Annotated in this window: 25 protein-coding genes; 13 read left to right on the top strand and 12 right to left on the bottom strand. The window is 74.4% G+C overall.

The genetic code is table 11. The annotated features are described in order from the left end of the window. Nucleotides 1-121: 121 nt before the first annotated feature. From BLU55_RS15490 to BLU55_RS15480, 3 genes are all read right to left on the bottom strand, one after another. On the bottom strand, nucleotides 122-745 hold the full coding sequence (locus BLU55_RS15490; protein WP_091731494.1) for a hypothetical protein: 624 nt from the start codon (nucleotides 743-745) through the stop codon (nucleotides 122-124). Nucleotides 746-840: 95 nt separating this feature from the next. Then, complete coding sequence (locus BLU55_RS15485; RefSeq protein WP_091731492.1) at nucleotides 841-1,605, bottom strand: SDR family oxidoreductase; 765 nt, start codon at nucleotides 1,603-1,605, stop codon at nucleotides 841-843. Beyond that, nucleotides 1,602-2,582: a DMT family transporter gene (locus BLU55_RS15480; RefSeq protein WP_091731490.1), complete on the bottom strand. Its 981-nt coding sequence runs from the start codon at nucleotides 2,580-2,582 to the stop codon at nucleotides 1,602-1,604. Before BLU55_RS15480 ends, BLU55_RS15485 begins: the two co-directional genes overlap by 4 nt. Nucleotides 2,583-2,615: 33 nt before the next feature. Here BLU55_RS15480 and BLU55_RS15475 point away from each other — a divergent pair, with 33 nt between their 5' ends. Together BLU55_RS15475 and BLU55_RS15470 are read left to right on the top strand one after the other, a co-directional pair. Then, a complete protein-coding gene (locus BLU55_RS15475) occupies nucleotides 2,616-3,137 on the top strand; it encodes an SRPBCC family protein (RefSeq protein WP_091731488.1) in 522 nt (173 codons plus the stop codon). Next, a complete protein-coding gene (locus BLU55_RS15470; RefSeq protein WP_091731485.1) occupies nucleotides 3,134-3,346 on the top strand; it encodes a hypervirulence associated TUDOR domain-containing protein in 213 nt (70 codons plus the stop codon). Before BLU55_RS15475 ends, BLU55_RS15470 begins: the two co-directional genes overlap by 4 nt. Before the next feature lie 11 nt (nucleotides 3,347-3,357). On the opposite strand, the gene BLU55_RS15465 is transcribed toward BLU55_RS15470, so the two are convergent. Further along, complete coding sequence (locus BLU55_RS15465; RefSeq protein ID WP_091731482.1) at nucleotides 3,358-4,239, bottom strand: MarR family winged helix-turn-helix transcriptional regulator; 882 nt, start codon at nucleotides 4,237-4,239, stop codon at nucleotides 3,358-3,360. Between the two features lie 116 nt (nucleotides 4,240-4,355). Here BLU55_RS15465 and BLU55_RS15460 point away from each other — a divergent pair, with 116 nt between their 5' ends. Further along, nucleotides 4,356-5,975, top strand: a complete 1,620-nt coding sequence (locus tag BLU55_RS15460) for an MFS transporter (RefSeq protein ID WP_091731480.1) — start codon at nucleotides 4,356-4,358, stop codon at nucleotides 5,973-5,975. A 39-nt stretch (nucleotides 5,976-6,014) separates the two neighbouring features. On the opposite strand, the gene BLU55_RS15455 is transcribed toward BLU55_RS15460, so the two are convergent. The 3 genes from BLU55_RS15455 to BLU55_RS15445 form a co-directional block, all read right to left on the bottom strand. Continuing rightward, a complete protein-coding gene (locus BLU55_RS15455) occupies nucleotides 6,015-7,022 on the bottom strand; it encodes a glutathione S-transferase family protein (protein WP_091734062.1) in 1,008 nt (335 codons plus the stop codon). Between the two features lie 151 nt (nucleotides 7,023-7,173). Continuing rightward, nucleotides 7,174-8,289 carry a histidinol-phosphate transaminase gene (hisC, locus tag BLU55_RS15450; protein ID WP_091731477.1) on the bottom strand — a complete coding sequence of 372 codons (1,116 nt, stop codon included), beginning with the start codon at nucleotides 8,287-8,289 and terminating at the stop codon, nucleotides 7,174-7,176. 77 nt (nucleotides 8,290-8,366) lie between these two features. Beyond that, a complete protein-coding gene (locus tag BLU55_RS15445) occupies nucleotides 8,367-9,263 on the bottom strand; it encodes a dimethylarginine dimethylaminohydrolase family protein (RefSeq protein WP_091731475.1) in 897 nt (298 codons plus the stop codon). A 171-nt stretch (nucleotides 9,264-9,434) separates the two neighbouring features. Here BLU55_RS15445 and BLU55_RS15440 point away from each other — a divergent pair, with 171 nt between their 5' ends. The 9 genes from BLU55_RS15440 (at nucleotide 9,435) to BLU55_RS15400 (ending at nucleotide 17,386) form a co-directional block, all read left to right on the top strand. Then, nucleotides 9,435-10,118: a GntR family transcriptional regulator gene (locus BLU55_RS15440; protein ID WP_091731472.1), complete on the top strand. Its 684-nt coding sequence runs from the start codon at nucleotides 9,435-9,437 to the stop codon at nucleotides 10,116-10,118. A gap of 23 nt (nucleotides 10,119-10,141) precedes the next feature. Then, entirely contained in the window at nucleotides 10,142-10,525 is a 384-nt protein-coding gene (locus BLU55_RS15435; protein WP_091731469.1) for a phage holin family protein, read from the top strand. Beyond that, nucleotides 10,522-11,076 (top strand): low molecular weight protein-tyrosine-phosphatase, encoded by a 555-nt coding sequence (locus BLU55_RS15430; protein ID WP_231916905.1) that lies wholly within the window; start codon nucleotides 10,522-10,524, stop codon nucleotides 11,074-11,076. Before BLU55_RS15435 ends, BLU55_RS15430 begins: the two co-directional genes overlap by 4 nt. 63 nt (nucleotides 11,077-11,139) lie before the next feature. Beyond that, nucleotides 11,140-12,186, top strand: coding sequence for a sigma-70 family RNA polymerase sigma factor (locus tag BLU55_RS15425; RefSeq protein WP_091731466.1), 1,047 nt, complete (start codon nucleotides 11,140-11,142; stop codon nucleotides 12,184-12,186). A 4-nt stretch (nucleotides 12,187-12,190) separates the two neighbouring features. After that, nucleotides 12,191-12,787, top strand: coding sequence for a TIGR03086 family metal-binding protein (locus BLU55_RS15420; protein WP_197681015.1), 597 nt, complete (start codon nucleotides 12,191-12,193; stop codon nucleotides 12,785-12,787). Nucleotides 12,788-12,844: 57 nt separating this feature from the next. After that, complete coding sequence (locus BLU55_RS15415; protein ID WP_091731464.1) at nucleotides 12,845-13,702, top strand: fructosamine kinase family protein; 858 nt, start codon at nucleotides 12,845-12,847, stop codon at nucleotides 13,700-13,702. Between the two features lie 147 nt (nucleotides 13,703-13,849). Further along, a complete protein-coding gene (locus BLU55_RS15410) occupies nucleotides 13,850-14,563 on the top strand; it encodes a response regulator transcription factor (RefSeq protein ID WP_091731461.1) in 714 nt (237 codons plus the stop codon). 13 nt (nucleotides 14,564-14,576) lie between these two features. Further along, nucleotides 14,577-15,983 (top strand): sensor histidine kinase, encoded by a 1,407-nt coding sequence (locus tag BLU55_RS15405; protein ID WP_091731459.1) that lies wholly within the window; start codon nucleotides 14,577-14,579, stop codon nucleotides 15,981-15,983. A 44-nt stretch (nucleotides 15,984-16,027) separates the two neighbouring features. Further along, nucleotides 16,028-17,386 carry a S1C family serine protease gene (locus BLU55_RS15400; protein WP_091731456.1) on the top strand — a complete coding sequence of 453 codons (1,359 nt, stop codon included), beginning with the start codon at nucleotides 16,028-16,030 and terminating at the stop codon, nucleotides 17,384-17,386. A 191-nt stretch (nucleotides 17,387-17,577) separates the two neighbouring features. Here the strand turns inward: BLU55_RS15400 and BLU55_RS15395 are convergent, their stop codons facing one another. Further along, nucleotides 17,578-18,033: an SRPBCC family protein gene (locus tag BLU55_RS15395; protein ID WP_091731453.1), complete on the bottom strand. Its 456-nt coding sequence runs from the start codon at nucleotides 18,031-18,033 to the stop codon at nucleotides 17,578-17,580. 64 nt (nucleotides 18,034-18,097) lie between these two features. Further along, entirely contained in the window at nucleotides 18,098-19,351 is a 1,254-nt protein-coding gene (locus tag BLU55_RS15390; protein ID WP_091731450.1) for an anthranilate synthase component I family protein, read from the bottom strand. A 49-nt stretch (nucleotides 19,352-19,400) separates the two neighbouring features. Between BLU55_RS15390 and BLU55_RS15385 the strand changes: the two genes are divergently transcribed. Beyond that, nucleotides 19,401-20,135, top strand: a complete 735-nt coding sequence (locus tag BLU55_RS15385; protein WP_157682903.1) for a matrixin family metalloprotease — start codon at nucleotides 19,401-19,403, stop codon at nucleotides 20,133-20,135. A 3-nt stretch (nucleotides 20,136-20,138) separates the two neighbouring features. On the opposite strand, the gene BLU55_RS15380 is transcribed toward BLU55_RS15385, so the two are convergent. The 3 genes from BLU55_RS15380 to BLU55_RS15370 all read right to left on the bottom strand — a co-directional run bounded on the left by BLU55_RS15380 (nucleotide 20,139) and on the right by BLU55_RS15370 (nucleotide 25,125). Then, entirely contained in the window at nucleotides 20,139-20,708 is a 570-nt protein-coding gene (locus BLU55_RS15380; protein ID WP_091731445.1) for an anthranilate synthase component II, read from the bottom strand. A gap of 6 nt (nucleotides 20,709-20,714) precedes the next feature. Continuing rightward, nucleotides 20,715-22,634 carry an anthranilate synthase family protein gene (locus BLU55_RS15375; protein ID WP_091731441.1) on the bottom strand — a complete coding sequence of 640 codons (1,920 nt, stop codon included), beginning with the start codon at nucleotides 22,632-22,634 and terminating at the stop codon, nucleotides 20,715-20,717. A 334-nt stretch (nucleotides 22,635-22,968) separates the two neighbouring features. Next, a complete protein-coding gene (locus BLU55_RS15370; RefSeq protein ID WP_172833923.1) occupies nucleotides 22,969-25,125 on the bottom strand; it encodes a HelD family protein in 2,157 nt (718 codons plus the stop codon). Between the last annotated feature and the right edge of the window lie 45 nt (nucleotides 25,126-25,170).

Genomic DNA, 25,170 nt, shown 5'->3' with positions numbered 1-25,170 from the left:
ACCGGACGCACCCGTGCGGCGCCGACCCGGCACGCGGCTCCGGTGCGCCGCGCCGGACGCACGACGGCCGCAGCCCGGGGTGCGGGCTGCGGCCGTCGAGGCGAGCGTGGGGCGGGGTGGCTCAGAGGGCGCGGTCCACGCGGCGGTGGTAGCGCTGGCCGACCTTGCCGCCGGCCATGGCGGCCAGCAGGGTGCCGACGAGCAGCACGACGGCGCCGACCACGCCCGCGGTGGTGACGTCGCCACCGGGCAGGCCGAGGCGGGGCACGTCGACGCGGTCGAGCACGTTGTACTGGTCGCCGGCGAGGACGCCGAGCACGGCCGCCACGACGGTGACGACGAGGGCGATCACCCACACGAGCAGGCCCTGGCGGCCGCCGTCGAAGCGCGACATCCGGCCGGCGACGTAGCCGCCGGAGTAGTAGGCCAGCAGCAGCACGACGAACAGCGCGATGGCCACGCCGAGGCCGACGCTCTCGGCGTTGTCCTGCGCCTGGTTGAGCGAGACGGTGCCGGAGTAGCCGACGGCCGTGGCGACGGCGGCCAGGATGCCGGTCAGCAGCACGGTCATGCCGACCGCGACCAGCCAGCCGAAGAAGGCCGCCCCGATGTTGGCGCCCCCGAACTTGTCGCGGGCCAGGCGGTCGTCGCCGCGGCGCAGCTCGCCGTCGCGCGGGCCCTCCCCGGGGACGTGGGTGCGGTCCTGCTGGTCAACGACCGGTTCCTGCTTGCGTCCGAACGCCATGGGGTCCTCCTCGATCCGTGGGCACGACGGGTGTCCGCCACTTGGGGTGTGCCCCCTGGGGCGCGTGTGAAACCCGAGGCTGACCTCGGGGGACCTCAGACGACGGCGGTGATGCCCCCGTCGACGACGACGTTCTGGCCGCAGACGAAGCTCGACGCGTCCGAGCAGAGGTAGACCAGCGTGCCCACCAGCTCCTCGGCGCGGCCCCAGCGCCCGGCCGGCGTGCGCGCCCGGACCCAGGCGTCGAACTCGGGGTCGGCGACCAGCGCCTGGTTCATCTCGGTGGCGAAGTAGCCCGGCGAGAGCGCGTTGACCTGCACGCCGTGCGGCGCGAGGTCGGCGGCCATCCCCTGGGCCAGCAGCACCAGCCCACCCTTGGCCGCGGCGTACGGCGCGATGGTGCGCCGCGCCAGCCGCGACTGCACCGAGGCGACGTGCACGATCTTGCCCGAGCCCCGCTCGACCATGCCGCCCGCCAGGGCCCGCGAGACGTGGAACGCGCTCGACAGGTTGGTGGCGATGACGTCGTCCCAGGCCTCGGCGGTCACCTCGGGGAAGGGGGCGCGGCTCTGGGTGCCGGCGTTGTTGACCAGCACGTCCGGCACGCCGTGGGCGGCGACCAGCTCGTCGAGCCGGGAGCGCACCTGATCCGGGTCGGTGACGTCGAAGACGACGGTGAGGGGCGCGCGGCCGGTCGCGGCCTCGTGGCGCTCGGCCGCGGCGGCCAGGGTCGCCGGGTCGCGCCCGTGCAGCACGACCTGCGCCCCGGCCTCCCCCAGCCCGCGCGCGAAGGTCTCCCCCAGCCCGCGGGAGGAGCCGGTGACGAGCGCGAGGCGCCCGGTCAGGTCGAACAGGGTCATCGGGGTGCCTCCGTCGGTCGGGTGCCGGGCTCGGGTGGGACGGGCGCGACCGGCGTGCCCGAGCGGGTGGCGGCGGCGACCGCCACGATGGTGACGACCAGGCCGAGCACCTCGCGCACCCCCAGCGTCTCGCCCAGCGCCAGCCAGGCCATCACGGCGGTGACGGGCGGCATCAGGAAGAACACGCTCCCGGCCGCCCCTGCCCCCCGCGCCCGGACCAGGACGCCGAGCAGGAACAGCCCGACGAGCGAGTTGACCACCACCAGGAGGGCCAGGGACGCGCCCGCCTGCAGCGGGTCGCGCACCACGTCGGTGCCCTCGACGAGCAGGGCCAGCACGACCAGGGGCGGCGCCGAGACCCCGAACTGGATGGCCGCCGACCACAGCGGGTCGGGCGCGTGGCCGATCCAGCGCTGGCCGAGCGTGCCGAGGCTCAGCCCCAGCACGCTGACCACGCCGAGACCCACCGCGACCGGGCCGCCCGCCTCCTGCAGGTCGGGACCGAGCACGAGCAGCACCCCGGCGACGCCGACCGCGAACCCGAGGACCTGCACCGGGCGCAGCCGCTCGCGCAGCAGCGCGGCGGCCAGCACGGCCGTCAGCACCGGGCTCAGCGAGTGCATCAGCGACCCGAGGGTGGCGCCCATGCCCCGGTCGAAGGCGAGGTACATCGCGGCGAACTGCACGCCGTTGAGCACGAAGCCGCTCAGCCCGATCCGCAGCACGTCGCCGCGCGAGACGCGCAGCGGTCCCCGCAGCACCCGGGCCACCACGGCGGCCAGCACCGCGGCGAGGACGAAGCGTGCGGCGACCAGCGCCAGCGGCGACATCGCCTCGACGCCCCAGGGTCCGACGATGTAGCCCGAGGACCAGATCAGCACGAACCCGACCGCGGGCACGAGCGGGAGCCGGGCGCCCGGACGGACAGCCGCCGAGGGCGGTGCCGAGGGGGGCGCGGGCGGGGTCCGGTTCGTCATCGCCCGTCACGCTATGCCTGCTTGACTCGGCCCATGACCTCCCCGTCCGGCCGGTCCACGCCCGGCCAGTCCCCGTCCGACCAGTCCCCGTCCCCGCGCGTCGTCAGCGACTCGGTCGTCGTGGCCGCCCCGCCCTCGGTGGTCTTCGACATCCTGGCCGACCCGCGCCAGCACCAGCGCATCGACGGCTCGGGCTCGCTGCGGGGCTCGGTGACCGGTCCGGTCCGCCTGGTGAAGGGCTCGCGCTTCGGGATGGACATGAAGATGTTCGGCCTGCCCTACAAGATCCGCAACACGGTCGTGGAGCTCGAGGCGGACCGCCGGATCGCGTGGCGGCACTTCGGTGGCCACCGCTGGCGCTACGTGCTGGAACCGGTCGAGGGGGGTACGAAGGTCACCGAGTCGTTCGACTACAGCCGCTACGGGCGCCTGCCCCGGCTGGTCGTCGAGCTGGCCGGGTTCCCCGAGCGCAACCGGCGCGGCATCGCGGGGACCCTGACCAAGCTGCGACAGGCCGCCGAGCACGACGCCCCGACCCAGGGAGACACCGCATGAGCATCCGCACGGGCAGCACCGTCACGTGGAAGTGGGGCGACAACGAGGCCGAGGGCAAGGTCACCGAGGTCCACCACGAGAAGGTGACCCGGAAGTCCAAGGGCAAGGAGATCACCCGCAACGGGTCGGACGACGACCCGGCGTACGTGATCGAGCAGGAGGACGGCACCACGGTGCTGAAGCTCCAGAGCGAGGTCGAGAAGGGCTAGCCGCGCTCGGCTCAGGGCGCGGTGACCAGCCGCTGCAGCAGCGACACCACCCGGGACACCTCGGCCGGCGACAGCGTCGCGAGCACCTGCTCGACCTGGGCCCGGACGACGCGGCCGGCCTCGTCGAGGACGTCCTCGGCACCGGGCTGCAGGTGGAGCACCTGGACCCGACGGTCGGCCGGGGGACGGCGGCGCTCGACGAGCCCGCGCTGCTCGAGCTCGTCGGCGATCTGCACCATGCTGGCGCCGCTGAGGCCCAGGCGGCGGGCCAGCTCGGCCTGCGGCACCGGCCCGGTCGCGGTGAGCGCGGTCAGGGTGGCGTAGTGGCGCGGCTCGACGCCGACCGGCTCGAGCGCCCCGAGGGCCTCGCGGTGGGTGCGGGCGTGGACGCGGGTGACGAGGAAGCCGATGCTCTCGCGCAGCGGCGCGGGCACCTCCGGGGACAGCTCGTCCTGCGCCACCCGGCCGAGCAGCGCCCGCAGCTCGTCGCGCTCCGCGTCGCTGAACCCCGCGGTCACCTGGGCCTCGACGGCGTCGGCGTGGCGACGCCAGCGCCGGGCCGCCGCGGCGCCGGCCGGCGTGCGGGTCAGGGCGTAGGACCGGCGGTCCTCGGGGCTGCGGACCCGCTCGACGAGCCCGTCCTCGGCCAGCGCCGAGGCCACCTTGACCATGGTGGTGCGGCTGACGGAGATGGTCTGCGCCAGCTCCTGCTGCGACCGGGTGGCCCCGCCGCCGAGGGCGAGCAGCGCGGCGTACGCGTGCAGGTCGACCCCGGGGGGCAGCACCTCGGCGAGGGCGGCGTGGACGCGCGCGGCCGAGCGCCACAGCAGGTGGCCGGGCAGGACCGCGAGCTCGGGCAGCAGCTCACGGCTGTCGGTCGCCCCGCTGCCCATCCCGCACCTCCTCGTCGGCCGGGGCGTCCCCGCTTGACGACCGGCCCGGTCGGCGTATCGTACACAGGGTCATCGTTAACCTCTTGACGATTACGTCCCTGACGATCGAAGGACCCATGAGCCACGACACCGCCGCCGAGCCCACCGCCGGGCGCCACGCCGCGACGCCGGCCCGCGACCCCAAGTGGTGGACGCTGGTCGCCGTCTGCACCGGCGTGTTCATGCTGCTGCTCGACATCACCATCGTGAACGTCGCGCTGCCCGACATCCAGCGCGAGCTCGACGCCTCGCTCTCGGACCTGCAGTGGGTGATCGACGCCTACGCGCTCAGCCTGGCGGCGCTGCTGCTGACGGCCGGGTCGCTGGCCGACCTCTTCGGGCGCCGCCGGGTCTTCGTGATCGGCGTCGTGCTGTTCACCCTCGGCTCGATCGCCTGCGGGGCCGCACAGGACATCACCCTGCTGACGGTGTCGCGGGCGTTCCAGGGCATCGGCGGCGCGGCGATGTTCGCCACCGCGCTCGCCCTGCTCGCGGGCGCCTTCCACGGCAAGGACCGCGGCACCGCCTTCGGCGTCTTCGGCGCGGTGACCGGCGTCGCGGTCGCCATCGGCCCGGTGCTGGGCGGCGTGCTCACCAGCGGGCTGTCGTGGCGCTGGATCTTCTTCGTCAACATCCCGATCTGCCTGGTCGCCATCGCCGTCACGGTGCTGAAGGTGCAGGAGTCGAAGAACCCGCGGGCCGGCCGACCCGACTGGATCGGGTTCGTCACGTTCTCGATCGCCCTGGGCGCCCTGGTCTACGGCCTCATCGAGGCCGGCCAGAAGAGCTGGGGCGACACGGTCGTGGTGACCTCGCTGGTCGTCTCGGCCGTGCTGCTGGCGGCGTTCGTGGTCAGCCAGCTGCGGCAGAGCAGCCCGATGTTCGACCTCGGCCTGCTCCGCAAGCCGACCTTCGTCGGCGGCCTGGTGGCGGCGTTCGGCGTCTCGGCGTCGATCTTCTCGCTGCTGACGTTCCTGGTGATCTACGTCCAGAACGTCCTGGACTACTCGGCCGTGGGCACCGGCGTCCGCTTCCTGTTCCTCTCCGGCGCCTCCTTCGTGGCTGCCGCGATCGCCGGCCGGCTCACCGAGCGGATGCCGGTCAAGTGGCTCATCGGCCCGGGCTTCCTCGTGCTCGGCGTCGGCCTGCTGCTGATCCTGGGCATCCAGGACGACTCGTCCTGGACCCACCTGATCCCCGGGCTGACCGTCGCCGGCGTGGGCATCGGCATGATCAACCCGCCGCTGGCCTCCACCGCGGTCGGCGTCGTCGAGGTCGAGCGCTCGGGCATGGCCAGCGGCGTCAACTCGACCTTCCGCCAGGTCGGCATCGCCACCGGCATCGCGGCGCTGGGCTCGATCTTCGGCCAGCAGGTCGCGGACGCCGTGCGGCCCGCGCTGCGGGGCGAGGTCCCGACGGCCGCGCTGGAGCCGCTCACCGCGGCCCTGTCCGGCGGCCAGGTCAACGCCGCCGCCCAGGGGGCCCAGGCAGCGGCCACGCAGGGCGGCGGCGCGTCGGCCGGCCAGCAGGCCTTCGACCTCGTCACCCGGGTCGGCACGTCGGGCGTGGTCGACGCGCTCAACCACATCACCGCGATCGCCGCCGGCATCGCCTTCGTGGCCGGCGTGCTGTGCCTGGTCCTGATCCGGCAGCGCGACTTCGTGGTGCGCGGGGGCCCGCGACCGCCTGCGGAGTGAGGCGCCGACGGGCCGCTCGCGCGGCCCGTCGGGCGCGGCTCAGCCCAGCTGCTCGCGACCGTGGGGCGTGGTCCAGCCGGACAGGTCCGGACCCTGGGGCACGACCTGGCTGGGGTTCACGTCGGTCTGCACGACGTAGTAGTGCTGCTTGATCTGCTCGAAGTCGGTGTTGGAGCCGAACCCGGGCGTCTGGAACAGGTCGCGGGCGTAGCCCCACAGGTGCGGCAGCTCGACCAGCTTCTGCCGGTTGCACTTGAAGTGGCCGTGGTAGACGGCGTCGAAGCGCGCGAGAGTCGTGAACAGGCGCACGTCGGCCTCGGTGATCGTCGACCCCATCAGGTAGCGACGGTCGGCCAGCCGCTCCTCCAGCCAGTCCAGCGCGGTCCAGAGCCGGTCGTAGGCCTCGTCGTACGCCTCCTGCGAGCCGGCGAACCCGCAGCGGTAGACACCGTTGTTGACCTCGGTGAACACGCGCTGCATCACCTCGTCCATCTCCTCGCGGACGTCGGCCGGCCACAGGTCGGGCGCCCCCGGCTTGTGGTGCTCGCGCCACTCGAAGAACAGGTCGTGGGTGATCCACGGGAAGTCGTTGGTCACGACCTGCCCCGTCGGCACGTCGACCATCGCCGGCACCGTGATGCCGCGGGGGTAGTCGGGGTAGCGCGCGAAGTAGGACTGCTGCAGCCGCTCGACGCCGAGCACCGGGTCGACGCCGTCGGGGTCGAGGTCGAAGGTCCAGCTGCGCTTGTCGTGCACCGGCCCGGCCAGCCCGAGCGAGATGACCTCCTCGAGGCCGAGCAGCTCGCGCACGATGATGGCGCGGTTGGCCCACGGGCACGCCTTGGCGGCGACCAGGCGGTAGCGGCCCGGCTCGACCGGCCACTGCGGCGGGTCGGCCCCCTCCTCCGGCTCGCGCACGATGCGGTCCGGGATGTAGTTCATGTCGCGGTCGAAGGACTTGCCCTCCTCCACGTAGCTCCCGCTCGTGTCGGTGCCGCTGTCGTCCGCGCCGTCGTTCGCGCTGTCGTTCGCGCTGTCCTCGCTCATGACGCCCATGTTCCCGGATGGGACAACGTTCAACGGGTGGGGGCGGTGGTCGGGGCAGTTTCCCCGGTCGACCGGGGAAACTGCCCGCGGGTGGGCGACATGTCGGGTTCAGCGGGCAGTTTCGCCGGACCAGAGCGCCCGTTTCGTCCGCTCAGGCCGTGCCCTCGCCGTCGCCGCCACCCCGGACCCAGGAGGCGGCCACCTCGAGGAAGACGTCGTTGCCCTCGGGCTCGCCGATGCTGACCCGGACGCCGTCGCCGGCGAAGGGGCGCACCGAGATGCCGGCGCGGTCCGCCTCCGCGGCGAAGTCGAGCGCCCGGTCGCCCAGCGGCAACCAGACGAAGTTGCCCTGGGCCTCGGGCACCTGCCAGCCCAGGTCGGTCAGGGTCGCGACGACCCGGTCGCGCTCCTCGACCAGCGCGTCGACGCGCTCCAGCAGTGCGGCCTCCGCGTCGAGGGAGGCGACCGCCGCGGCCTGGGCGACGGTGGAGACGCCGAAGGGCAGGGCGCACGCGCGCACGGCGCCCGCGACGACCGGGTCGGCCACGAGGTAGCCCACCCGGAAGCCGGCCAGGCCGTAGGCCTTGGCGAAGGTCCGCATCACCGCGACGTTGGGGTGGGCGGCCGCCAGGGCGAGGGCGTCGACCGGGTCCTCGGCGCGGACGAACTCGCGGTAGGCCTCGTCGACCACCACCAGCACGTGCGCCGGCACCCGGTCGACGAAGGCCCGCAGCTCGGCGTCGCTGACGGCCGTGCCGGTGGGGTTGTTGGGCGTGCACACGACCACCACCCGGGTCCGGTCGGTGATCGCGGAGGCCATCGCGTCGAGGTCGTGGCGGCCGTCGGGCCCGACCGGCACGCGCACCGAGGTGGCGCCGTTGGCCGAGACCGCGATCGGGTAGGCCTCGAAGGAGCGCCAGGCGTAGACGACCTCGTCGCCGGGCTCGCAGAAGGCCTGCAGCAGGTGGTAGAGCACGGCCACCGACCCGGTCCCGGCGGCCAGCTGCTCGGGGCGCACGCCGAGCCGCTCGGCGAGCGCGGCGTACAGCTCGCCGTTGCCCATGTCGGGGTAGCGGTTCATCCGCTGCACGGCGGCCTCGGCGGCCTCGACCACGCCGGGCAGCGGCGGGTAGGGGTTCTCGTTGGAGGAGAGCTTGAAGACCTGCTGGCCGGGTCGCGGCACGGGCGGCTTGCCGGCGACGTACGCCGGGATGGCGGCGATCGTCGCGCGGGGGCGGGGGGCCGAGGAGGGCGTGTCGGTGCTCACGCGAGGACTCTAGGACGCCCCGCCGCACGCGGCGGGCCAGCAGGAGTCGAACGGGGTCCGCTGGGGTCGGCCGGGCCTCAGGCCAGGGTGACCCGGCCGCCGGGGACCAGGTCGAGGTCGCGGCCGAGGCGGACGTCGAGCGGGTTGGTGAGGCACCGGATCGCGCCGCCCCCCTTGAGGAACTCGCCGACCTCGACGACCACGACCTCGAAGCCCCACTCCTCGAGCCGGGCGCGGACCCGGTCGGGGCAGGCGGGCATCACGACGGTGCGGCCCACGACCACGGAGTTGGCGCAGAACGTCATCGCCTCCTCCTCGCTCAGCACGAGCGGCTCGGGCACGAGGTCGAGCAGCGCGGCGGCCGAGGCGTCGTCGTACGCCGCGGGGCAGACCATCGCGCGGGTCTCGTCGAGGGGGCAGAAGCCGAGGTCCATGTGGTACATCCCCGGGTGCACGATCCGGAAGCCCCGGACGCTGACGCCGAGCTCGGTGGCGAGGTGCTTGAGGGCCAGCTCCTCGGTGCGGGGGCCGTAGCCGACGACCAGCTCGCCGCCGAACGCGAAGGCGTCCCCGGCCTCGAGGTGGGCACCGACGCCGTCGCGGCCGGTGCGCTGCACCGACGCCCCGTGGTCGGCGAACCAGCGCTCGGCGACGGGGGTCTCCATGCGGCGCTCGGCGTACCTCATGTGGGACAGCACCACGTGGGCCTCACCGGTCGGGCGCTCCAGCGCGAGGCCGAGGTTCATCGCGTAGACCATGTCGGGCGCCTCGGCGAGCTGCGGCAGCACCTCGACGGTGGCACCGGCCGCCTCGATCGCGGCGAGCATGGCGTCCCACTGCTCGCGGGTGCGGACCGGGTCGGGCTGGTCGTCAAGGTGCATGAACGGGTTGATGGCGTAGTCGACGCGGAAGTGGTCGGGCGAGACCGCCAGGTAGCGGCGGCCCCACGCGAGGGGGGCGGGTCGGGTGCTCATGCGAACCTCCTCGGTCAGCTCTGGTCCTCCATCTCTCGGGAGGAGCCGTCAGGGCGTGGTGACGGACGACGACGTGTCGTGCGTCACGATTGCCCGATTGTCGGACAATCTGTGGCCAGTGTGCCGCACGCGGCTGTCTTTCGCCAACGAACTGTCGGACAATCAGGGGTCATGTCCGCCACACCGCCCTTCGCCGGCCTCTCCATCGAGCCGATGACCACGGTGGAGCGGGTCGCCGAGGAGCTGCGCCGCTCGCTCTTCGAGGGTGAGATCGAGCCGGGCACCCCGCTGCGCGAGGTGGCGCTGGCCGCCGCCCTCGGGGTCTCGCGCTCGACGGTCCGCGAGGCGTTCGGCGTGCTGGTGGCCGAGGGCCTGGCCGACCGGCTGCCCAACCGCGGCACCCAGGTGCGCCGGCTCGACGCCGCCCAGGTCGCCGACGTGTGCCGCGCCCGGCTGGTCGTCGAGACCGCGGGCGTGCGCCGCTGGGCGGTCGCCGACGAGGAGGCCCGGGACGAGCTGCGGTCCGCCCTGGCGGCGTACGCCGAGCTCCGCGGGTCGGACTGCACCACCGCCCAGTTCGTCGCCGCCCACTTGCGGATCCACCGGGCGCTCGCCGGGCTGGCGGGCTCGGCCCGGTTGCTGGCCTTCGTCGACGGGCTGCACGCCGAGGTGCGCCTGGCCCTGGCCGAGGTCGACCGCGCCCGGGGCAACGCCGCCGAGCAGGTGCACTCCCACTCCCACCTGCTCGACCTGCTCGAGGCCGGCGACACCGAGGCGGCCGTGGCCGAGCTCGCCGCCCACCTCGAGGACGCCCAGACCTCGATGAGCGACGAGGTCGCGCGCCGGGCGACCTGAGGCGGGCTCACTAGGCTGCCGCCATGAGGATCCTCGTCTTCCTGGTCGGCAACGCCCTGGCCCTGGGCGCGGCGGTGTGGCTGCTCGACGGCATCACCCTCGCCTCCTCCTCCGACAGCGAACTGGCGCTGGAGCTGGTCGTGGTCGGGGCGATCTTCGGGCTGGTCAACGCCGTGGTCCGCCCGGTGGTGCGGCTGCTGTCGCTGCCGCTCATCATCCTGACTCTGGGGCTGTTCTGGGTCGTGGTCAACGCCGCGATGCTGCTGCTGACCAGCGCGATCGCCGACGGCGTGGGGCTGGGGTTCCGGGTCGACGGCTTCGTCACCGCGCTGCTCGGCTCGGTGGTCATCTCGGTCGCGCTGCTGCTGCTCGACGTCGTGCTGCCCGACCCCGACCGACGCCGGTGAGCGCCTCCGAGGCCGGTTCGCCGAGCGGGTCCACCGCGGGCCCGCCACGGCTGCCGGCGCCGCGGGGCGCGCCGTACCGGATCTCGTTCGTGTGCCTGGGCAACATCTGCCGCTCCCCCATGGCCGACGTGGTGATGACCCGGCTGGTCGACGACGCGGGCCTGGCCGGGCGGGTCGCCGTCCGCTCCAGCGGCACCGGCGGCTGGCACGTGGGCGAGCCGATGGACCCGCGGGCGGCGGCCGAGCTGGCGGCGGAGGACTACGACCCCTCGGCCCACCGCGCCCAGCAGTTCGACGCCTCGTGGCTCGAGGACGACCTCGTGCTGGCCATGGACGCCGCCAACCTCGACGCGGTCAGCGACGGCCGCGGCGCGAGCGAGCGGGTGCGGCTGCTGCGGTCCTTCGACCCGCTCGCGAAGACGGGCGACCTCGACGTGCCCGACCCGTACTACGGCGGCCCCGACGGGTTCACCGACGTCCTCCGCATGGTCGAGCGCTCCTGCGCCCGCCTCCTCGCCGGTCTGGAGGCCCTCGACCTGCCTGACCGATGACTTCGGGGGTGCCGCGGGGTCTCCTCCTCCGCCTAGAGTGAGCAACCCTCGCGAGGAGGACCCATGACCCAGACCGACGCACCCGAGATCCCCGCGCCGCGCGCGGCCGCGGAGGGCAGCCCGGCGGCCCCCGAGGGGGCGGAGTTCCCCGAGGTGGCCGACCGCTACCGCCGCGAGCTGACCGCGCACTGCTACCGGATGACCGGGTCGGTGTACGACGCCGAGGACATGGTCCAGGAGACCTACCTGCGGGCCTGGAAGGCCTTCGACGACTTCGAGGGTCGCTCCAGCGTGCGGACCTGGCTCTACCGGATCGCCACCAACGTCTGCCTGACCAACCTCGAGAGCAAGGGCCGGCGGCCGCTCCCGACCGGCCTGGGGATGCCCGACGCCCAGGCCCGCGACGAGCTCGTCGAGGCGACCGAGGTGCCGTGGCTGCAGCCGGTGCCGGACGTGATGGTCGACGTGGCCAACGTCGACCCGGCCCAGGTCGTCGGCAACCGCGACGCGATCCGGCTGGCCTTTGTCGCCGCGCTGCAGCACCTGCCCCCGCGCCAGCGCGCGGTGCTGGTGCTGCGCGACGTGCTGCGGTGGAGCGCCAAGGAGACCGCGACCGCCCTCGACACCACGGCCGCCGCGGTCAACAGCGCCCTGCAGCGGGCCCACGCCCAGCTGGCGGAGAAGCAGCTGAGCGAGGGCACCGTCGAGGACGACCTGAGCCCCGAGCACGAGGCGATGCTGGAGCGCTACGTGCGGGCCTTCTGGGCCAAGGACATGGACGCCCTGGTGACGATGCTGGCGCACGACGCCGTGTGGGAGATGCCGCCGTTCACCGCGTGGTACCAGGGCTCGCAGACCATCGCCGAGCTGATCGAGCACAACTGCCCCGGCCAGCGCCACGACATGCCGATGGTGCGCACGTCGGCCAACGGCCAGCCGGCGTACGGCCTCTACATGCGGGTGCCCGACGGCTCCTTCGTGCCCTTCCAGCTGCAGGTGCTGCAGATCGTCGACGGACGGGTGCAGCACGTGGTGGCGTTCTTCGAGGAGGGCCTGTTCGAGCTGTTCGGGCTGCCGTCCTCGCTGCCGGCCTCGCACCAGGCCGGGTAGTCCCGTGCTCGCGCCACCCGTCGCGGTGGCTGCGTTCGACGCTGCCCTGGACTGGACCCACGGCCGGCTCGAGCGCGCCCGGGACACCTCCCCGACCGCGCCCACTCCCTGTCCCGGCTGGGACCTGCGGGCGCTGCTCGTCCACATGGACGACTCCCTGGCCGCGCTGGCCGAGGCGGCCTCGCTGGGCCGCGTCGGCGTCGACCCCGGGGCCGCGCCGCCCGCGGCGACCACCTCCGAGCTGGTCGACCGCGTGGTGCGCCGCGCCTGCGCCACCCGCGCGGCCTGGTCGGCCCGACCCGGTGGCGGCCCCGTCGAGGTCGGGACGCTTGCGCTCGACCGCGACACCGTCGCCCTGGTCGGGGCCGTGGAGGTGACCGCCCACGGGTGGGACGTGGGCGTGGCCGTCGGCGACGCGACGCCCCTGCCGGAGCCGCTCGCCGCCCGGCTGCTCCCGGTGGCGCTGAGCCTGGTCGGCCCCGAGGACCGACCGCGGCGCTTCGGTCCGGCGCTCCCGGTCACGCCCGGGGCCGGGCCGGCGGAGCGGCTGCTCGCGCACCTCGGACGGGGTCCGGTGCGGCCCGAGGAGCTCCGCACCTGACGGTGATCCGCCACCGCTCCGCTGGTCTGGACGGCACGGCGACGGCAGGCTGGGGTGATGGCACGCATGCGCGGCACCGCCGAGCGGGTCGAGCAGCTGCTCGGCAGGCCCGTCGTGGCCACCAGCCCGGTCGCCGGCGGCGACATCTGCGTGGCGACCCGCGTCCGCCTCGCCGACGGCAGCTCCGCCCTGGTCAAGTCGCGCCCCGGCGCCCCCGCCGGCTTCTTCGAGGCCGAGGCCCGAGGGCTGCGCTGGCTGGCCGAGCCCGGCGTGGTGCCGGTCGCCGAGGTGCTCGCCGTCGAGGCCGACTGCCTGGTGATCGGCTGGATCGAGCCCACCCGCCCCTCCCCCGAGGCGGCGGCCGACCTCGGGCGCGGGCTGGCCCGGCTGCACGCCGGCGGAGCGGCGGCGTACGGCGCGGAGCAGGACGGCTTCGTGGGCTCCCTCCCGCTGCCCAACCGGACCGCGCCGAGCTGGCCGGAGTTCTACGCCACCCGCCGGGTGCTGCCCTACCTCAAGCTCGCCGTCGACCGGGGCCACGTCGACCGGGAGGACGCGACCGCGGTGGAGGACGTCGTGCGCCGCCTCACCTCGCTCGCCGGCCCCGACGAGCCACCCGCCCGGCTCCACGGCGACCTCTGGTCGGGCAACGTCGTGTGGGGCCACGACGGCGCCGTCCTGGTCGACCCGGCGGCCCACGGCGGCCACCGCGAGACCGACCTCGCGATGCTGGCGCTCTTCGGGCTGCCTCACCTGCAGCGGCTCGTCGACGCCTACGACGAGGAGCGCCCCCTCGCCGACGGCTGGCAGGACCGCCAGCCGCTCCACCAGCTCTTCCCCGTGCTCGTCCACGCCGCGATGTTCGGGTCGGCGTACGGCCGGCGGGCGGGGGAGCTGGCGCGGCGGTTGCGGTGACGGTTTCCCAGGGGCCCTTGGGAAACCGCTGCTCCCCGGCCGACGCGAACCCGGGGGAGTGACGGTTTCCCAAGGGCCCTTGGGAAACCGGGAGCCACACGCCCGCCATCTCAGCCATCCCTCAGGCCGTGGTGGCAACCTGGGGCGGTGAGCTCGGATCCCAGCGCCCAGGGTGGCCGTCAGCACGTGCTCGTCGTCGAGGACGACCGAGCGGTCCGCGAGTCGCTGCGGCGCTCGCTGGAGTTCAACGGCTACCAGGTCTCGACGGCCTCCGACGGGGCCGAGGCCCTGGCCGGGATCAGCGGGGTCAACCCCGACGCCGTCGTGATGGACGTGATGATGCCGCGGCTCGACGGGCTCGAGACGACCCGGGCGCTGCGCAAGGTCGGCAACAGCGTGCCGATCCTGGTCCTCACCGCGCGCGACGCCGTGGGCGACCGGGTGGAGGGGCTCGACGCGGGGGCCGACGACTACCTCACCAAGCCGTTCGCGCTCGAGGAGCTGCTGGCCCGGCTCCGGGCGCTGCTGCGCCGCGTCACGCCCGTCGAGGGCGACCCCGACGAGCAGCTGGCGTTCTCCGACCTGCGGATGGACCTCGCCTCCCGGGAGGTACGCCGCGGCGACCGCCTCATCGAGCTGACCCGCACCGAGTTCGCCCTGCTCGAGCTGTTCATGCGCCGCCCGCGGCGCGTCCTGGAGCGGTCGTTCATCCTCGAGGAGGTCTGGGGCTTCGACTTCCCCACGACCGCCAACAGCCTCGAGGTGTACGTCGGCTACCTGCGCCGCAAGACCGAGGCCGACGACGAGCCGCGGCTGCTGCACACCGTGCGCGGCGTCGGCTACGTCCTGCGCGAGTCGTGAGCTCCGGGCCGCGATGAGCTTCCTCGTCCCGCTGCGCTACCGACGGTCGCTGGCCAGCCGGGTCACCCTGCTGACCACGATCGCGGTCGGCCTCGCGGTGACCGGGGTGGCCTTCGCGGCGTACGCCACGGTGCGGATGCAGAGCCTGGACAGCCTCGACGAGTCGCTGCGGCAGCGGGCCGCCGGCGTCGCCCACATCGACACCCTGCAGGCGCTGCAGCAGCAGCAGGTCCCGACCTGGGCGCTGGGCGCGGCCGACGTCAAGATCCTGTTCCTCAACACGACCAGCGGCAGCGTCTCGGAGAACGGCGGGCAGAGCAACACCGCCGACCGCTACACCCCCGAGGCGCAGGTCGCGCTGGGCAAGGCGTCGTGGTCGGCGCGCACGGTGATGATCGAGAAGCAGCGCTACCGCGTGGTCGCCGTCCCCGCGCAGCCCGGCCAGGCGCTGATCCTGGCGCAGTCGCTGCAGCCCACCGACCGGATGCTCGACCGGCTCGGCCTGGTGATGCTGCTGTTCGGGTTCGCCGGCATGGTCACCGCCGGTCTCGCCGGCTGGGCCGTGGCCCGCAACGGCCTGCGCCCCGTGCGTCGCCTCACCACCGCCGTGGAGCAGATCGCGCGCACCGAGCGGCTCAACCCGATCAGCATCGAGGGCAACGACGAGGTCGCTCGGCTCGCGGTCGCGTTCAACTCGATGCTGACCGCGCTCTCGGCCTCCCAGACCCGGCAGCGCCAGCTCGTCGCCGACGCCGGCCACGAGCTGCGCACCCCGCTGACCTCGCTGCGCACCAACCTCGACCTGCTCGCCCAGGCCGACACCTCGGCCCACCTCAGCCCCGAGATGCGCCAGGAGCTGCTGAGCGACGTCCGCGCCCAGATCGCCGAGATGACGACCCTCATCGGCGACCTCACCGAGCTGGCCCGCGAGGACCCCGCCACCCCGGCCGTCGAGGCCGTGGAGCTGGCCGCCGTGGTGTCCCAGGCCGTCACGCGGGTACGCCGCCGCACCACCACCGTGGGCTTCGAGGTCCGCACCCAGCCCTGGTGGGTCACCGGCGACGCCGCCGCCCTGGAGCGGGCCGTGACCAACCTGCTCGACAACGCGGCCAAGTGGAGCCCCGAGGGCGGCACCGTCACCGTCGAGATGGACCACGGCACCGTCATCGTCACCGACGATGGTCCCGGCATCTCGGCCGCCGACCTGCCCCACGTGTTCGAGCGGTTCTACCGCTCGGCCGAGTCGCGCACCATGCCCGGCTCGGGCCTCGGCCTGTCCATCGTGCGCGCGGTGGCCGACCGCCACGGCGGCACGGTCACGGCCGGCAGCGGTCCCGACGGTGGCGCGGCGTTCTGGCTGAGCGTCCCCGGCACGATGGCGCCCCCCGAGTCCGCCGCCCAGGTCTTGGCCAGGCCGTAGCCCGCTCCAAGCGCGCTCTCAGGTCCCGCCCACAGACTCGTGGCATGACCGAGAACGACCGCGACCCGCACGACCCCGCCTCCTGGCAGGGTCCGACCCAGGGTGCCCAGCCGGGTGCTCAGCCGTCTTTCCAGCCGGGCCCGTCGACGGGCTCCGGCGAGGAGACCCGCCCGCTCCCGCCGTACCCCGCCCCCTGGCAGCAGTCCTACGGCGACCCCGGTGCGCAGCAGCCCCCGATCTGGCAGGGCCAGCACGCCCCCGTCGCGACCACCACCGCCCCCCGCAACCGCCGCTTCGCCGCGGCGGTCATGGTCGGGGCGCTGCTGGTCGGCGGCGGCGCGGGCGTGGGCGGCGCGGCGCTGTACGGCGCGCTCGCCGACGACGGCGGCACCGGCACGACGTCCTCGGCCGGCGACTTCGAGGCCACCAAGACCGCGGCCGTCGAGGACGGGACGGTCGAGAAGGTCGCCTCCACGGTGCTGCCCTCGGTCGTCAAGGTCAACGTCGCCGGCCAGGACGGCGCGGGCTCCGGCTCGGGCATCGTGCTGAGCAAGGACGGCGAGATCCTCACCAACAACCACGTCGTCTCCGGCGTGGGCGGCGACGAGTCGATCAGCGTCAGCTTCAACGACGGCACCACCAAGCGCGCGACCGTGGTCGGCACCGACCCGCTCGTCGACATCGCCGTCATCAAGGTCGAGGGCGTCAGCGACCTGACCCCCGCCTCGATCGGCAGGTCCGGGGCGCTCGACGTCGGCCAGACCGTGGTCGCGATCGGCTCGCCCTTCGGCCTCAACGCCACCGTCACCTCGGGCATCGTGAGCGCGCTCAACCGGCCGGTCTCGGTCGGCACGACCGAGGGCGACCAGGGCCAGGCGCTGTCCACGACGTACCCCGCGGTCCAGACCGACGCCGCCATCAACCCCGGCAACTCGGGCGGCCCGCTGGTCGACATGTCGGGCCGCGTGGTCGGCATCAACTCCTCGATCCGCACGGCCAGCAGCCAGAGCCAGAGCAGCCAGGGCGGCTCCATCGGCCTGGGCTTCGCGATCCCGATCGACGAGGTGCTGCCGATCGTCAACCAGATCGTCGACGGCCAGACGCCGACCCACGCCCGGCTGGGCGTCTCGGTCGGCGACGCCACCCAGAACACCACCAGCCCCGCCCAGGGCGCCCTGGTCAGCCAGGTCGAGAGCGGCGGAGCCGGGGCGTCGGCCGGCCTGCGCGACGGCGACGTCATCACCAAGGTCGACGACCAGGTGATCGAGGGCTCCGAGGCGCTGGTGGCCACCATCCGCGGCCACCGGCCCGGTGACGAGGTCACCCTGACCTACACCCGCGACGGCCAGACCTCCACCACCCGGGCCACCCTCGGCTCCGACGCCGGGACGCCCACCAGCTAGCCCCCGCACCACCCCGACCCGGGCCCGCGCCCCCTGCGGGCCCGCCGGTGGCGCCGCCCCCCGGTCCCGGACCGACCGGGTCGGCGGCGCCACCACCCGTCCCGCCCGCGGCGGGTCGGCCACCGAGAACCCGAGAGCTCGGTGCGTCGGCCCGTCGTGGGCGGGACCCCTGCGTGGGGCCGGTCCGCGCCTCAGGCCAGGTGGTCGGCCAGGCGGACCAGGCAGTCGGTCCACCCCTGGCGGTAGCCCTCGCCCGCCTCCGGGGCGGCCAGGTGGTGGCGCACCACGACGCGCGTGCCCCCGTCGTGCGCCGCGAACAGCACCTCCACCCGCTCCGGCGGCCCGTCGACGTAGCCGTCCTCCCAGACCCACGTCAGCTCCAGCCGGTCCGGTGGGTCGACGGCCACGAACCGGCCGTGCACCCCGAACCCCGCCTGGTCGGCGCGGATCCGGTAGTCGCCGCCCTCGCGCGCGTCCACGTCGTACGTCGTCCCGGGCAGCTGCGGCCACCACCACCGGGCCAGCTCGGCGGGGTCGGTCCACGCGGCGTGCACCCGGGCGGGCCCGGCTGCGACCTCCTGGCGCACCTCCAGCACGTCGGGGTCGGGGGCTCCTGGCTCGGTCGTGTCGGTCGTGTCGGTCGGCATGCTCCCGATGGTCCACGACGATCGGCACCACCGCAGCCCCTGACGAACTGCCGGACGTCGCGGACTACCGCCCCCGCACGCTGGCCAGCAGCCGCTCGGCCTTCCACCGGGTCTCGGCCCACTCCTCGGCGACCTCCGAGCGCACGGTGATGCCGCCGCCGGTGCCCAGCAGCCAGGGGGTGCCGGGGGCGGCGTACAGCGAGCGGATCACGACGCCGAGGTCGGCGCGGCCGTCGGCGCTGATCCAGCCCAGGGCGCCGGCGTAGAGCCCCCGCGGCTCGGCCTCGACCGCGTCGACGACCTCCATCGTGCGGCGCTTCGGCGCACCGGTCATCGATCCGGCCGGGAACAGCGCGCGCAGGGCGGCGACCGTGCCGACGTCGTGGCGCAGCCGCCCGGTGACCGTCGAGACCAGCTGGTGCACGCTGGCGTAGGTCTCCACCGCCATCAGGCTCGGCACCGCCACGCTGCCGACCTCGCAGACCTGGGCCAGGTCGTGGCGCAGCAGGTCGACGATCATGAGGTTCTCGGAGCGGAACTTGGCGTCGGTGGCCAGCCGCTCGCGGGCCGCCTCGTCCTCGCCCCGGTCGGCGGCCCGCGCGGTGGTGCCCTTGATCGGGCGGGTCTCGACGGTGCGGTCGCGCCCGATCGTGGCGTAGCGCTCGGGCGAGCTGCTGAGCAGGTGGGTGCCGCGGTGGCTCAGCAGGCCGGCGTACGGCGCGGGGTTGCGACGGCGCAGCCGGAGGTACGTCGCGAGCGGGTCCGTCGCGTCGCGCTCGACGCGCTCGCGGTAGGTCAGGTTGACCTCGTAGGAGTCGCCGGCGTGCAGCCGCTCCTGGACCTCGGCGAAGGCGGCGGCGTACCACCCGGGGGGCGTGCCCGTGTCGCCCTGGACGGGCCCGGTCGTGGCCGTGACGCCGTCGCCGGGCGCACGGGGGTGGTCGAAGAACGAGATCCGGCGGGTGCGCATCCACACCGCGTCGGGGCCCAGGCCCCAGGGGCGGGCGGGCAGGTCGGGCCGGGCGGCGTACCCCAGCACGCCGACCCAGTGCACGTCCGGGTCGCCGGCGTCGCGCGCCACCTCGGCCTCGAGCACGGCGAAGACGTCGTCGCCCACCACCTGCGAGCGCGCGCCCCGGTGGCGGACCACCTCGCGCCGGCCCGCGTCGTAGGTCAGGGAGACGTCGTCGGCGTCCAGCACGCCGACCAGCGACCGCCGACCGGACCAGTCGCGGGCGCCGCCGCCGTCGAGCCAGAACACCCGGTCGTTGCGACGCAGGCCCGCTCGGACCACCTCCACGACGTCGTCGGTGACCATTTCGTCCGTTCTGCTCCCTCTGCCCGGTCCGGTTGGGCACCATCGGACGGTGCACCCCAGCCCCGCCCTCGTCCCGGCGCAGCGTCTCACGCGCCCGCGACCGCGACGGCGGGTGCAGGTGGTCCGGGCGGTGTCGGTGCTGGTCGTCGTGGCCGCGCTCGCGGGTCGGTGCTCGGACCGGCTCGAGCCGCTGCCCGACCGGCCCACGTTCTACGAGGACGGCAGCTACTCCTTCCTCAGCACCCAGACCTACGACGCGGGCGTCCCGGTCACCTGGGACCACTGCCGTCCGATCGAGGTGGTGCTCAACCCCTACGACGCGCCGCCCGGCGCCGAGGCCCTGGTGCGCGACGCGCTGCGCGACCTCGAGCAGGTCTCGGCGTTCCGCTTCGCCTGGGGCGGGCTCCGGTCGCAGCGGCCCGCTCCCGGACGTCGGACCGGTCCCGTCCTGGTGTCGTTCTCCACGGCCGACGAGACCACCCGCATGACCGAGGGGGTGGCCGGCCTGGGCGGCAGCAGCTGGTCGGAGCTGGAGGGCACGCGGGCGTGGTTCCGCACCGGCGAGGTGACGCTGAGCGCGTCGTACTTCGCCCTGCTGCACGACCGGGGCGAGACCGGGCTGATGCGGGCCGTGGTGCTCCACGAGCTCGGCCACGTGCTGGGGCTGGACCACGTCGCGAGCACCGAGGAGATCATGAACGGCGAGGCCGGCGGCACCCTGCAGCTCGGCCACGGCGACCTGACCGGGCTGGCCAAGCTCGGCTCGCAGCCCTGCCGGACCTGAGGCTCAGCCCGCGAGGAAGTTCCGGACCAGCTGCTCGCCGTGCGTCGAGAGCACCGACTCCGGGTGGAACTGCACGCCCACGAGCGGCAGGTCGGGATGGGCCACGGCCATGACGACGCCGCTCGGCCCGTCGTGGGCCGTGCGCACCAGCACCGGCCCGAGGTCGACCGCCGCCAGCGAGTGGTAGCGCACCGCCTCGAACGGGTCCGGCACCCCGGCGAACAGACCGGTGCCGTCGTGGTGCACCACCGCCAGCTCGCCGTGGGCGGGCTCGACGCGCGCGACCGTGCCGCCGTGCGCCGTGACCAGCGCCTGCATGCCCAGGCACACCCCGAGCACCGGCCGGCCGAGCGCGAACACGTCGCGGCCGAGCGCGAAGTCGTGCGCGTCCGCGGGGTGGCCGGGGCCGGGCGAGAGCACCACGTGGTCGGCGGCGGCCGCGCGCTCCAGCGTGCCCGGGGCGTCGTGCTCCACGACCGTGGGCAGCACGCCCGTCACGGCGGCGACGAGGTGGACGAGGTTCCAGGTGTAGGAGTCGTAGTGGTCCACGACGAGCACGTCGGGCGCGGCCACGGGCTCCTACTCCCCCAGCAGGTCCAGCAGCAGGGTGCGCAGCAGCGCGAAGCCGTTCTCGGTGAGGATCGACTCGGCGTGGAACTGCACGCCGCGGAAGTGCGCCCCCTCGACCTGGTGGACGTCGCCGGTGGCCGGGTCGGCCTGGACGCGCACGCCGTCGGGCAGCTGCTCGCCGGGACGCGCGACGAAGGTGTTGTAGAAGCCCACCGGCTCCACCCGGCCGTCGATCTCGACCGAGGACTGGGTGCCCTGGAAGACGATGTCCTTGAACCCGAGCGGCAGCCCGAGCACGTCGCACAGCACCTGGTGGCCCAGGCACACCGCGAGGAACGGCTGCTCGGTCTCGAGCAGGTCGCCGACGGCCCGGCGGTAGGCCGCGATCTTCGGGTGCCCGTGGTCGCGGGGGTCACCCGGTCCGGGACCCACCACGACCAGGTCGGCGCCGTCGAAGGCACCGCGGCGGTAGTCCTCGTGGCGGACCACGGTCGAGGTCATCCCCAGCACCGAGAAGACGTGGGCCAGCATGTTCACGAAGTCGTCCTCGCCGTGGAGGATGACGATCCGCTTGCCCCGCAGCGACGGGGCCGCGGCGGCACCCGACTGGTCGGTCAGCCAGAACTTCGCGAGCCGCTGGTTGCGCGAGCCGAGGGCGATCAGCACGTCCTCGTCGGCGATCAGGTCGGCGACGTCGGTCGGCGTGGCCGTCGCGCCCGGGACCAGCCCGAAGGCCGACAGGATGCCGCCGGCCTTGGCCACCGTCTCGGCGACCTCGTAGTGGGGGTCGGAGTCGCGCACCAGCGTGGCGCCGGCCGTCACCTTGAGGTGGCCCTCGGGGCTGACGTCGGCGGTGCGGATCACGATCGGCGAGTCGGCGGTCGGGGCGCCGTCGGGGTCGCGGCCGATGAGCGCCAGCGCGCCGGCGTAGTAGCCGCGGCCCTCGGACTCGTAGCGGTGGATCAGCCGGCAGGCGTTCTCGACGGGGGCGCCGGTCACGGTCGCGGCGAACATGGTGTCGCGCAGCACGTCGCGGACGTCGGCGCGGGTGCGGCCGGCCAGGAGGTACTCGGTGTGGACGAGGTGGGTCATCGGCTTGAGGAAGGGCCCGAGCACCTGGCCGCCCTCGTGGCAGATGTCGCACATCATCTTCAGCTCCTCGTCGACGACCATGAAGAGCTCGAAGATCTCCTTCTCGTCGGCCAGGAACTCCAGCAGCCGCGGCTTGAGCTCTGCCAGCCCGGACGGCTGGCCGGGCGTGCCCGTGGCGGCCCCGCCCAGCCGGAAGGTGCCGGAGATGGGGTTCATCCGGACGTCGCCGCCGTGGACGCTCACGTGGCGCTCGGGCGAGGCCCCGATGAGGAAGCGGTCGCCGGTCCAGAACGCGTAGGTCCAGTAGGCGCCCCGCTCCTGGGTGAGCAGCCGGCGCAGCACGCTCAGCGCCCGGGTGTGGTCCCAGTCGCGCAGCGTCGCCCGGTAGTGGCGGCCGACGACCAGGTTGGCGCCCTCCCCCTGGCCGATCTCGTCGCGGATGATCGCGTCCACCATCTCGGCGTACGCCTCGTCGGAGGTCTCGAACCCGCCCTCGTCCTCGAAGTCGAGTGCGACGTCGGGCAGGGCGGCGACCAGGTCGTCGTACGGCACCTCGCGCTCGGTGACCACCTCGACCACGGCCAGCGGGGTCCCGTCGTCGTGCGCGGTGAACCCGCGCTCGGCGACCTGGCGGAACGGCACCGCCACCAGCCGGTCGAAGCGGCGCCCCGGCTCCGGCGGCCCCTCCTCGAGCGGGACGTCGCGCAGCGTCGCCAGGTGGCTCACCGGCCCGCCGACCAGCGTGACCGTGCTGCTCTCCCGGATCCGGACCACCGCCCACGCCTCGTGCCCCAGCAGCTCCTCGAGAGCGGCACGGGCGTCGATCGGCGCAGACATGGGCCGAACGCTACCTGCGCCCGACCCCGCCCCCGCCGACCGGGCGATCGCGGCACGCCCCGGGCCGCCGAGCGGGCGATCGCAGCACGCCGTGCGCCGCCGAGCGGGCGATCGCAGCACGCCCCGGGCCGCCGAGCGGGCGATCGCAGCACGCCCCGGGCCGCCGACCGGGCGATCGCAGCACGCCGTGCGTCGCCGACCGGGCGACTGCAGCACGGGCCGGGCTGCCGAGGCGTGCGACAAGTGCCCGCTCGGTGTTCCCCGGCGTACGACGAACGCCCGCTCGGCGTTCCCCGGCGTACGACGATCGCCCGCTCGGGGATCGCTCGGGCACCTACCGGGCCGTGAGGGTGACCATCCGCTGGGTGGCACGGGTGTAGACGACGTAGAGGGTGGCGCGGCCGGTGGAGGCCTCGTCCTCGATCTCCTGGGGCTGCACGACGACGATGCCGTCGAACTCCAGCCCCTTGGTGTCGAGGCCGGGGAGGACGACGATGCGGCTGTCGGGGCTGCCGGACTCGCCGGCGAACTCCGGCCAGGACGCCAGCCAGCGGCGGACCTCGCCGAGCCGGGCGGCGGGCACTACGACCCCGACGGTGCCCTCCAGGGAGCCGGCCAGGTCGGCCAGCTGCTCGTGGACGGCGGTCTCGAGGTCGTCGACGGCCAGCTCCAGCGGGGGTACGCCGGTCGACCGGACCGCGTCGGGCAGGTCGGCGTCGAGGCCGACCCGCTCGGCGTACGCCGCGGCGAAGTCGTAGATCTCCGAGGAGTTGCGGTAGTTGGTCGACAGGTGGAAATCGTGGACCTGCTTGTCGCCGAGCGCCTCGGCGCGGGCGCGACGGGCCTCCTCGGGCACCGGCCACGACGACTGGGCGGCGTCGCCGACGATCGTCCAGGTGGCGGTGCGGCCGCGGCGACCGACCATGCGCCACTGCATCGGGGTGAGGTCCTGGGCCTCGTCGACGAGCACGTGGGCGAAGCCGTCGTCCTCGACCCGGTTGGTGGGCGGGGTCCAGCTGCGGTGGCCGGCGTACTCCCGCTCGGAGGCGGTGGTGACCTCGACCAGCGAGGAGTCGGCGGCGCTGAGCCACTCGTCGTCGACCGAGCCGGTGTTGACGATCGGCGGGTCGCCGAGCAGGTAGCGCAGCTCGTCGACCAGCGGCACGTCGTCGACCGAGAGCGCGGGGGCCTCGACGCCGGGGTCGGTGGAGCCCCACGACTTGGAGAGCACCCGCACGGCCTCGTCGTCGAGGACGCCCTCGCCGACCCGGGCCAGCAGCTCGGGGTCGCGCAGCCAGCCGAGCACGGTCGGGGCGTCGAGCACCGGCCACCAGGCGGAGGCGAAGGCCAGGAAGTCGTCGCGGCCCCGCATCTCCTCGACGAAGTCCTCCTTGGTGCGCTCGCGCGCCCGCTCGCTGCGGACGCGGCGCCACAGGGCGTCGATGAGCGTCGAGGCCACCTTGGTGGTGGAGCGGTTGCGGTGGCCCATGCCGAGGAGCTGGCGGCGGATCTGGGCCAGCTCGCGACGCCCGAGGACGAGGTTGTCGTCGCGGTAGAACACGCGGAACTCGGTCGGGGCGTCGGGCACCGCCTGGCGCGCCAGGCGCCGCAGCACCTCGGCCATCGCGGCCGAGCCCTTCACCTCGGCCACGGACGGCTCCTCGCGACGGGTGGCCCGCAGCCCGTCGACGACCTCGCCGAGGGAGCGCAGCGCGACCGCGGTCTCGCCCAGCGAGGGCAGCACCCGCTCGATGTAGCGCATGAAGACGCCCGACGGGCCGACCACGAGCACGCCGCCGCGCTCGTAGCGGCGCCGGTCGCCGTAGAGGAGGTACGCCGCGCGGTGCAGCGCCACGACCGTCTTGCCGGTGCCGGGGCCGCCGGAGATCGACACGACGCCCTTCTGCGGGGCCCGGATGGCCTTGTCCTGCTCGGCCTGGATGGTCGCGACGATGGAGTGCATGGAGCGGTCGCGGGCGCGCGAGAGCTGCGCCAGCAGGGCGCCCTCCCCGACGATCGGCAGGTCGGTCTCGGCCTCGGCGTCGAGCAGGTCGTCCTCGACGCCGAGCACCTTCACGCCCTTGGACCGCAGGATCCGGCGGCGCACGACGCCCTGGGGGTCGTGCTGGGTGGCCTGGTAGAACACCGCGGCGGCCGGGGCGCGCCAGTCGATGAGCAGCGTGTCGTAGGCGTCGTCGCGCAGGCCGATGCGCCCGATGTAGCGCGGCGGGGCGTCGAGCTCGGTGCGCAGGTCGAGCCGGCCGAAGACCAGGCCCTCGTGGGCGGCGTCGAGCGTGGCCATCCGGCGGGCCGCCTGGAAGACCATCGCGTCGCGCTCGACGAGGCCGCCCTCGTTGCCGATCCGACCGCGTTCGAGGCCCTCCTGGGCCAGCTGCTGCGCGGACGCCGCGGCCTTCTCCATCTGGGCGTAGACGGTGTCGACGTATGCCTGCTCGCGCGCGACCTCGCGCGCGGCCACGTCACTGTTCAACGCGGTGCCTCCAGGGGAGATGACCGAAAAGGGGGAGTCGCAACT

Origin of the sequence: Nocardioides scoriae (genome assembly GCF_900104965.1) — a bacterium.
GTDB classification, from domain to species: Bacteria; Actinomycetota; Actinomycetes; order Propionibacteriales; family Nocardioidaceae; genus Marmoricola; species Marmoricola scoriae.
The sequence above is the reverse complement of the archived record's forward strand: the minus strand, read 5'-3'. Positions and strand labels throughout refer to the sequence as shown.

Coding starts and splice junctions, on each gene's coding strand:
- BLU55_RS15490 (WP_091731494.1), bottom strand. CDS start 745: ATGGCGTTCGGACGCAAGCAGGAACCGGTCGTTGACCAGCAGGACCGC.
- BLU55_RS15485 (WP_091731492.1), bottom strand. CDS start 1,605: ATGACCCTGTTCGACCTGACCGGGCGCCTCGCGCTCGTCACCGGCTCC.
- BLU55_RS15480 (WP_091731490.1), bottom strand. CDS start 2,582: ATGACGAACCGGACCCCGCCCGCGCCCCCCTCGGCACCGCCCTCGGCG.
- BLU55_RS15475 (WP_091731488.1), top strand. CDS start 2,616: ATGACCTCCCCGTCCGGCCGGTCCACGCCCGGCCAGTCCCCGTCCGAC.
- BLU55_RS15470 (WP_091731485.1), top strand. CDS start 3,134: ATGAGCATCCGCACGGGCAGCACCGTCACGTGGAAGTGGGGCGACAAC.
- BLU55_RS15465 (WP_091731482.1), bottom strand. CDS start 4,239: ATGGGCAGCGGGGCGACCGACAGCCGTGAGCTGCTGCCCGAGCTCGCG.
- BLU55_RS15460 (WP_091731480.1), top strand. CDS start 4,356: ATGAGCCACGACACCGCCGCCGAGCCCACCGCCGGGCGCCACGCCGCG.
- BLU55_RS15455 (WP_091734062.1), bottom strand. CDS start 7,022: ATGAGCGAGGACAGCGCGAACGACAGCGCGAACGACGGCGCGGACGAC.
- BLU55_RS15445 (WP_091731475.1), bottom strand. CDS start 9,263: ATGAGCACCCGACCCGCCCCCCTCGCGTGGGGCCGCCGCTACCTGGCG.
- BLU55_RS15440 (WP_091731472.1), top strand. CDS start 9,435: ATGTCCGCCACACCGCCCTTCGCCGGCCTCTCCATCGAGCCGATGACC.
- BLU55_RS15435 (WP_091731469.1), top strand. CDS start 10,142: ATGAGGATCCTCGTCTTCCTGGTCGGCAACGCCCTGGCCCTGGGCGCG.
- BLU55_RS15425 (WP_091731466.1), top strand. CDS start 11,140: ATGACCCAGACCGACGCACCCGAGATCCCCGCGCCGCGCGCGGCCGCG.
- BLU55_RS15415 (WP_091731464.1), top strand. CDS start 12,845: ATGGCACGCATGCGCGGCACCGCCGAGCGGGTCGAGCAGCTGCTCGGC.
- BLU55_RS15405 (WP_091731459.1), top strand. CDS start 14,577: ATGAGCTTCCTCGTCCCGCTGCGCTACCGACGGTCGCTGGCCAGCCGG.
- BLU55_RS15400 (WP_091731456.1), top strand. CDS start 16,028: ATGACCGAGAACGACCGCGACCCGCACGACCCCGCCTCCTGGCAGGGT.
- BLU55_RS15395 (WP_091731453.1), bottom strand. CDS start 18,033: ATGCCGACCGACACGACCGACACGACCGAGCCAGGAGCCCCCGACCCC.
- BLU55_RS15390 (WP_091731450.1), bottom strand. CDS start 19,351: ATGGTCACCGACGACGTCGTGGAGGTGGTCCGAGCGGGCCTGCGTCGC.
- BLU55_RS15375 (WP_091731441.1), bottom strand. CDS start 22,634: ATGTCTGCGCCGATCGACGCCCGTGCCGCTCTCGAGGAGCTGCTGGGG.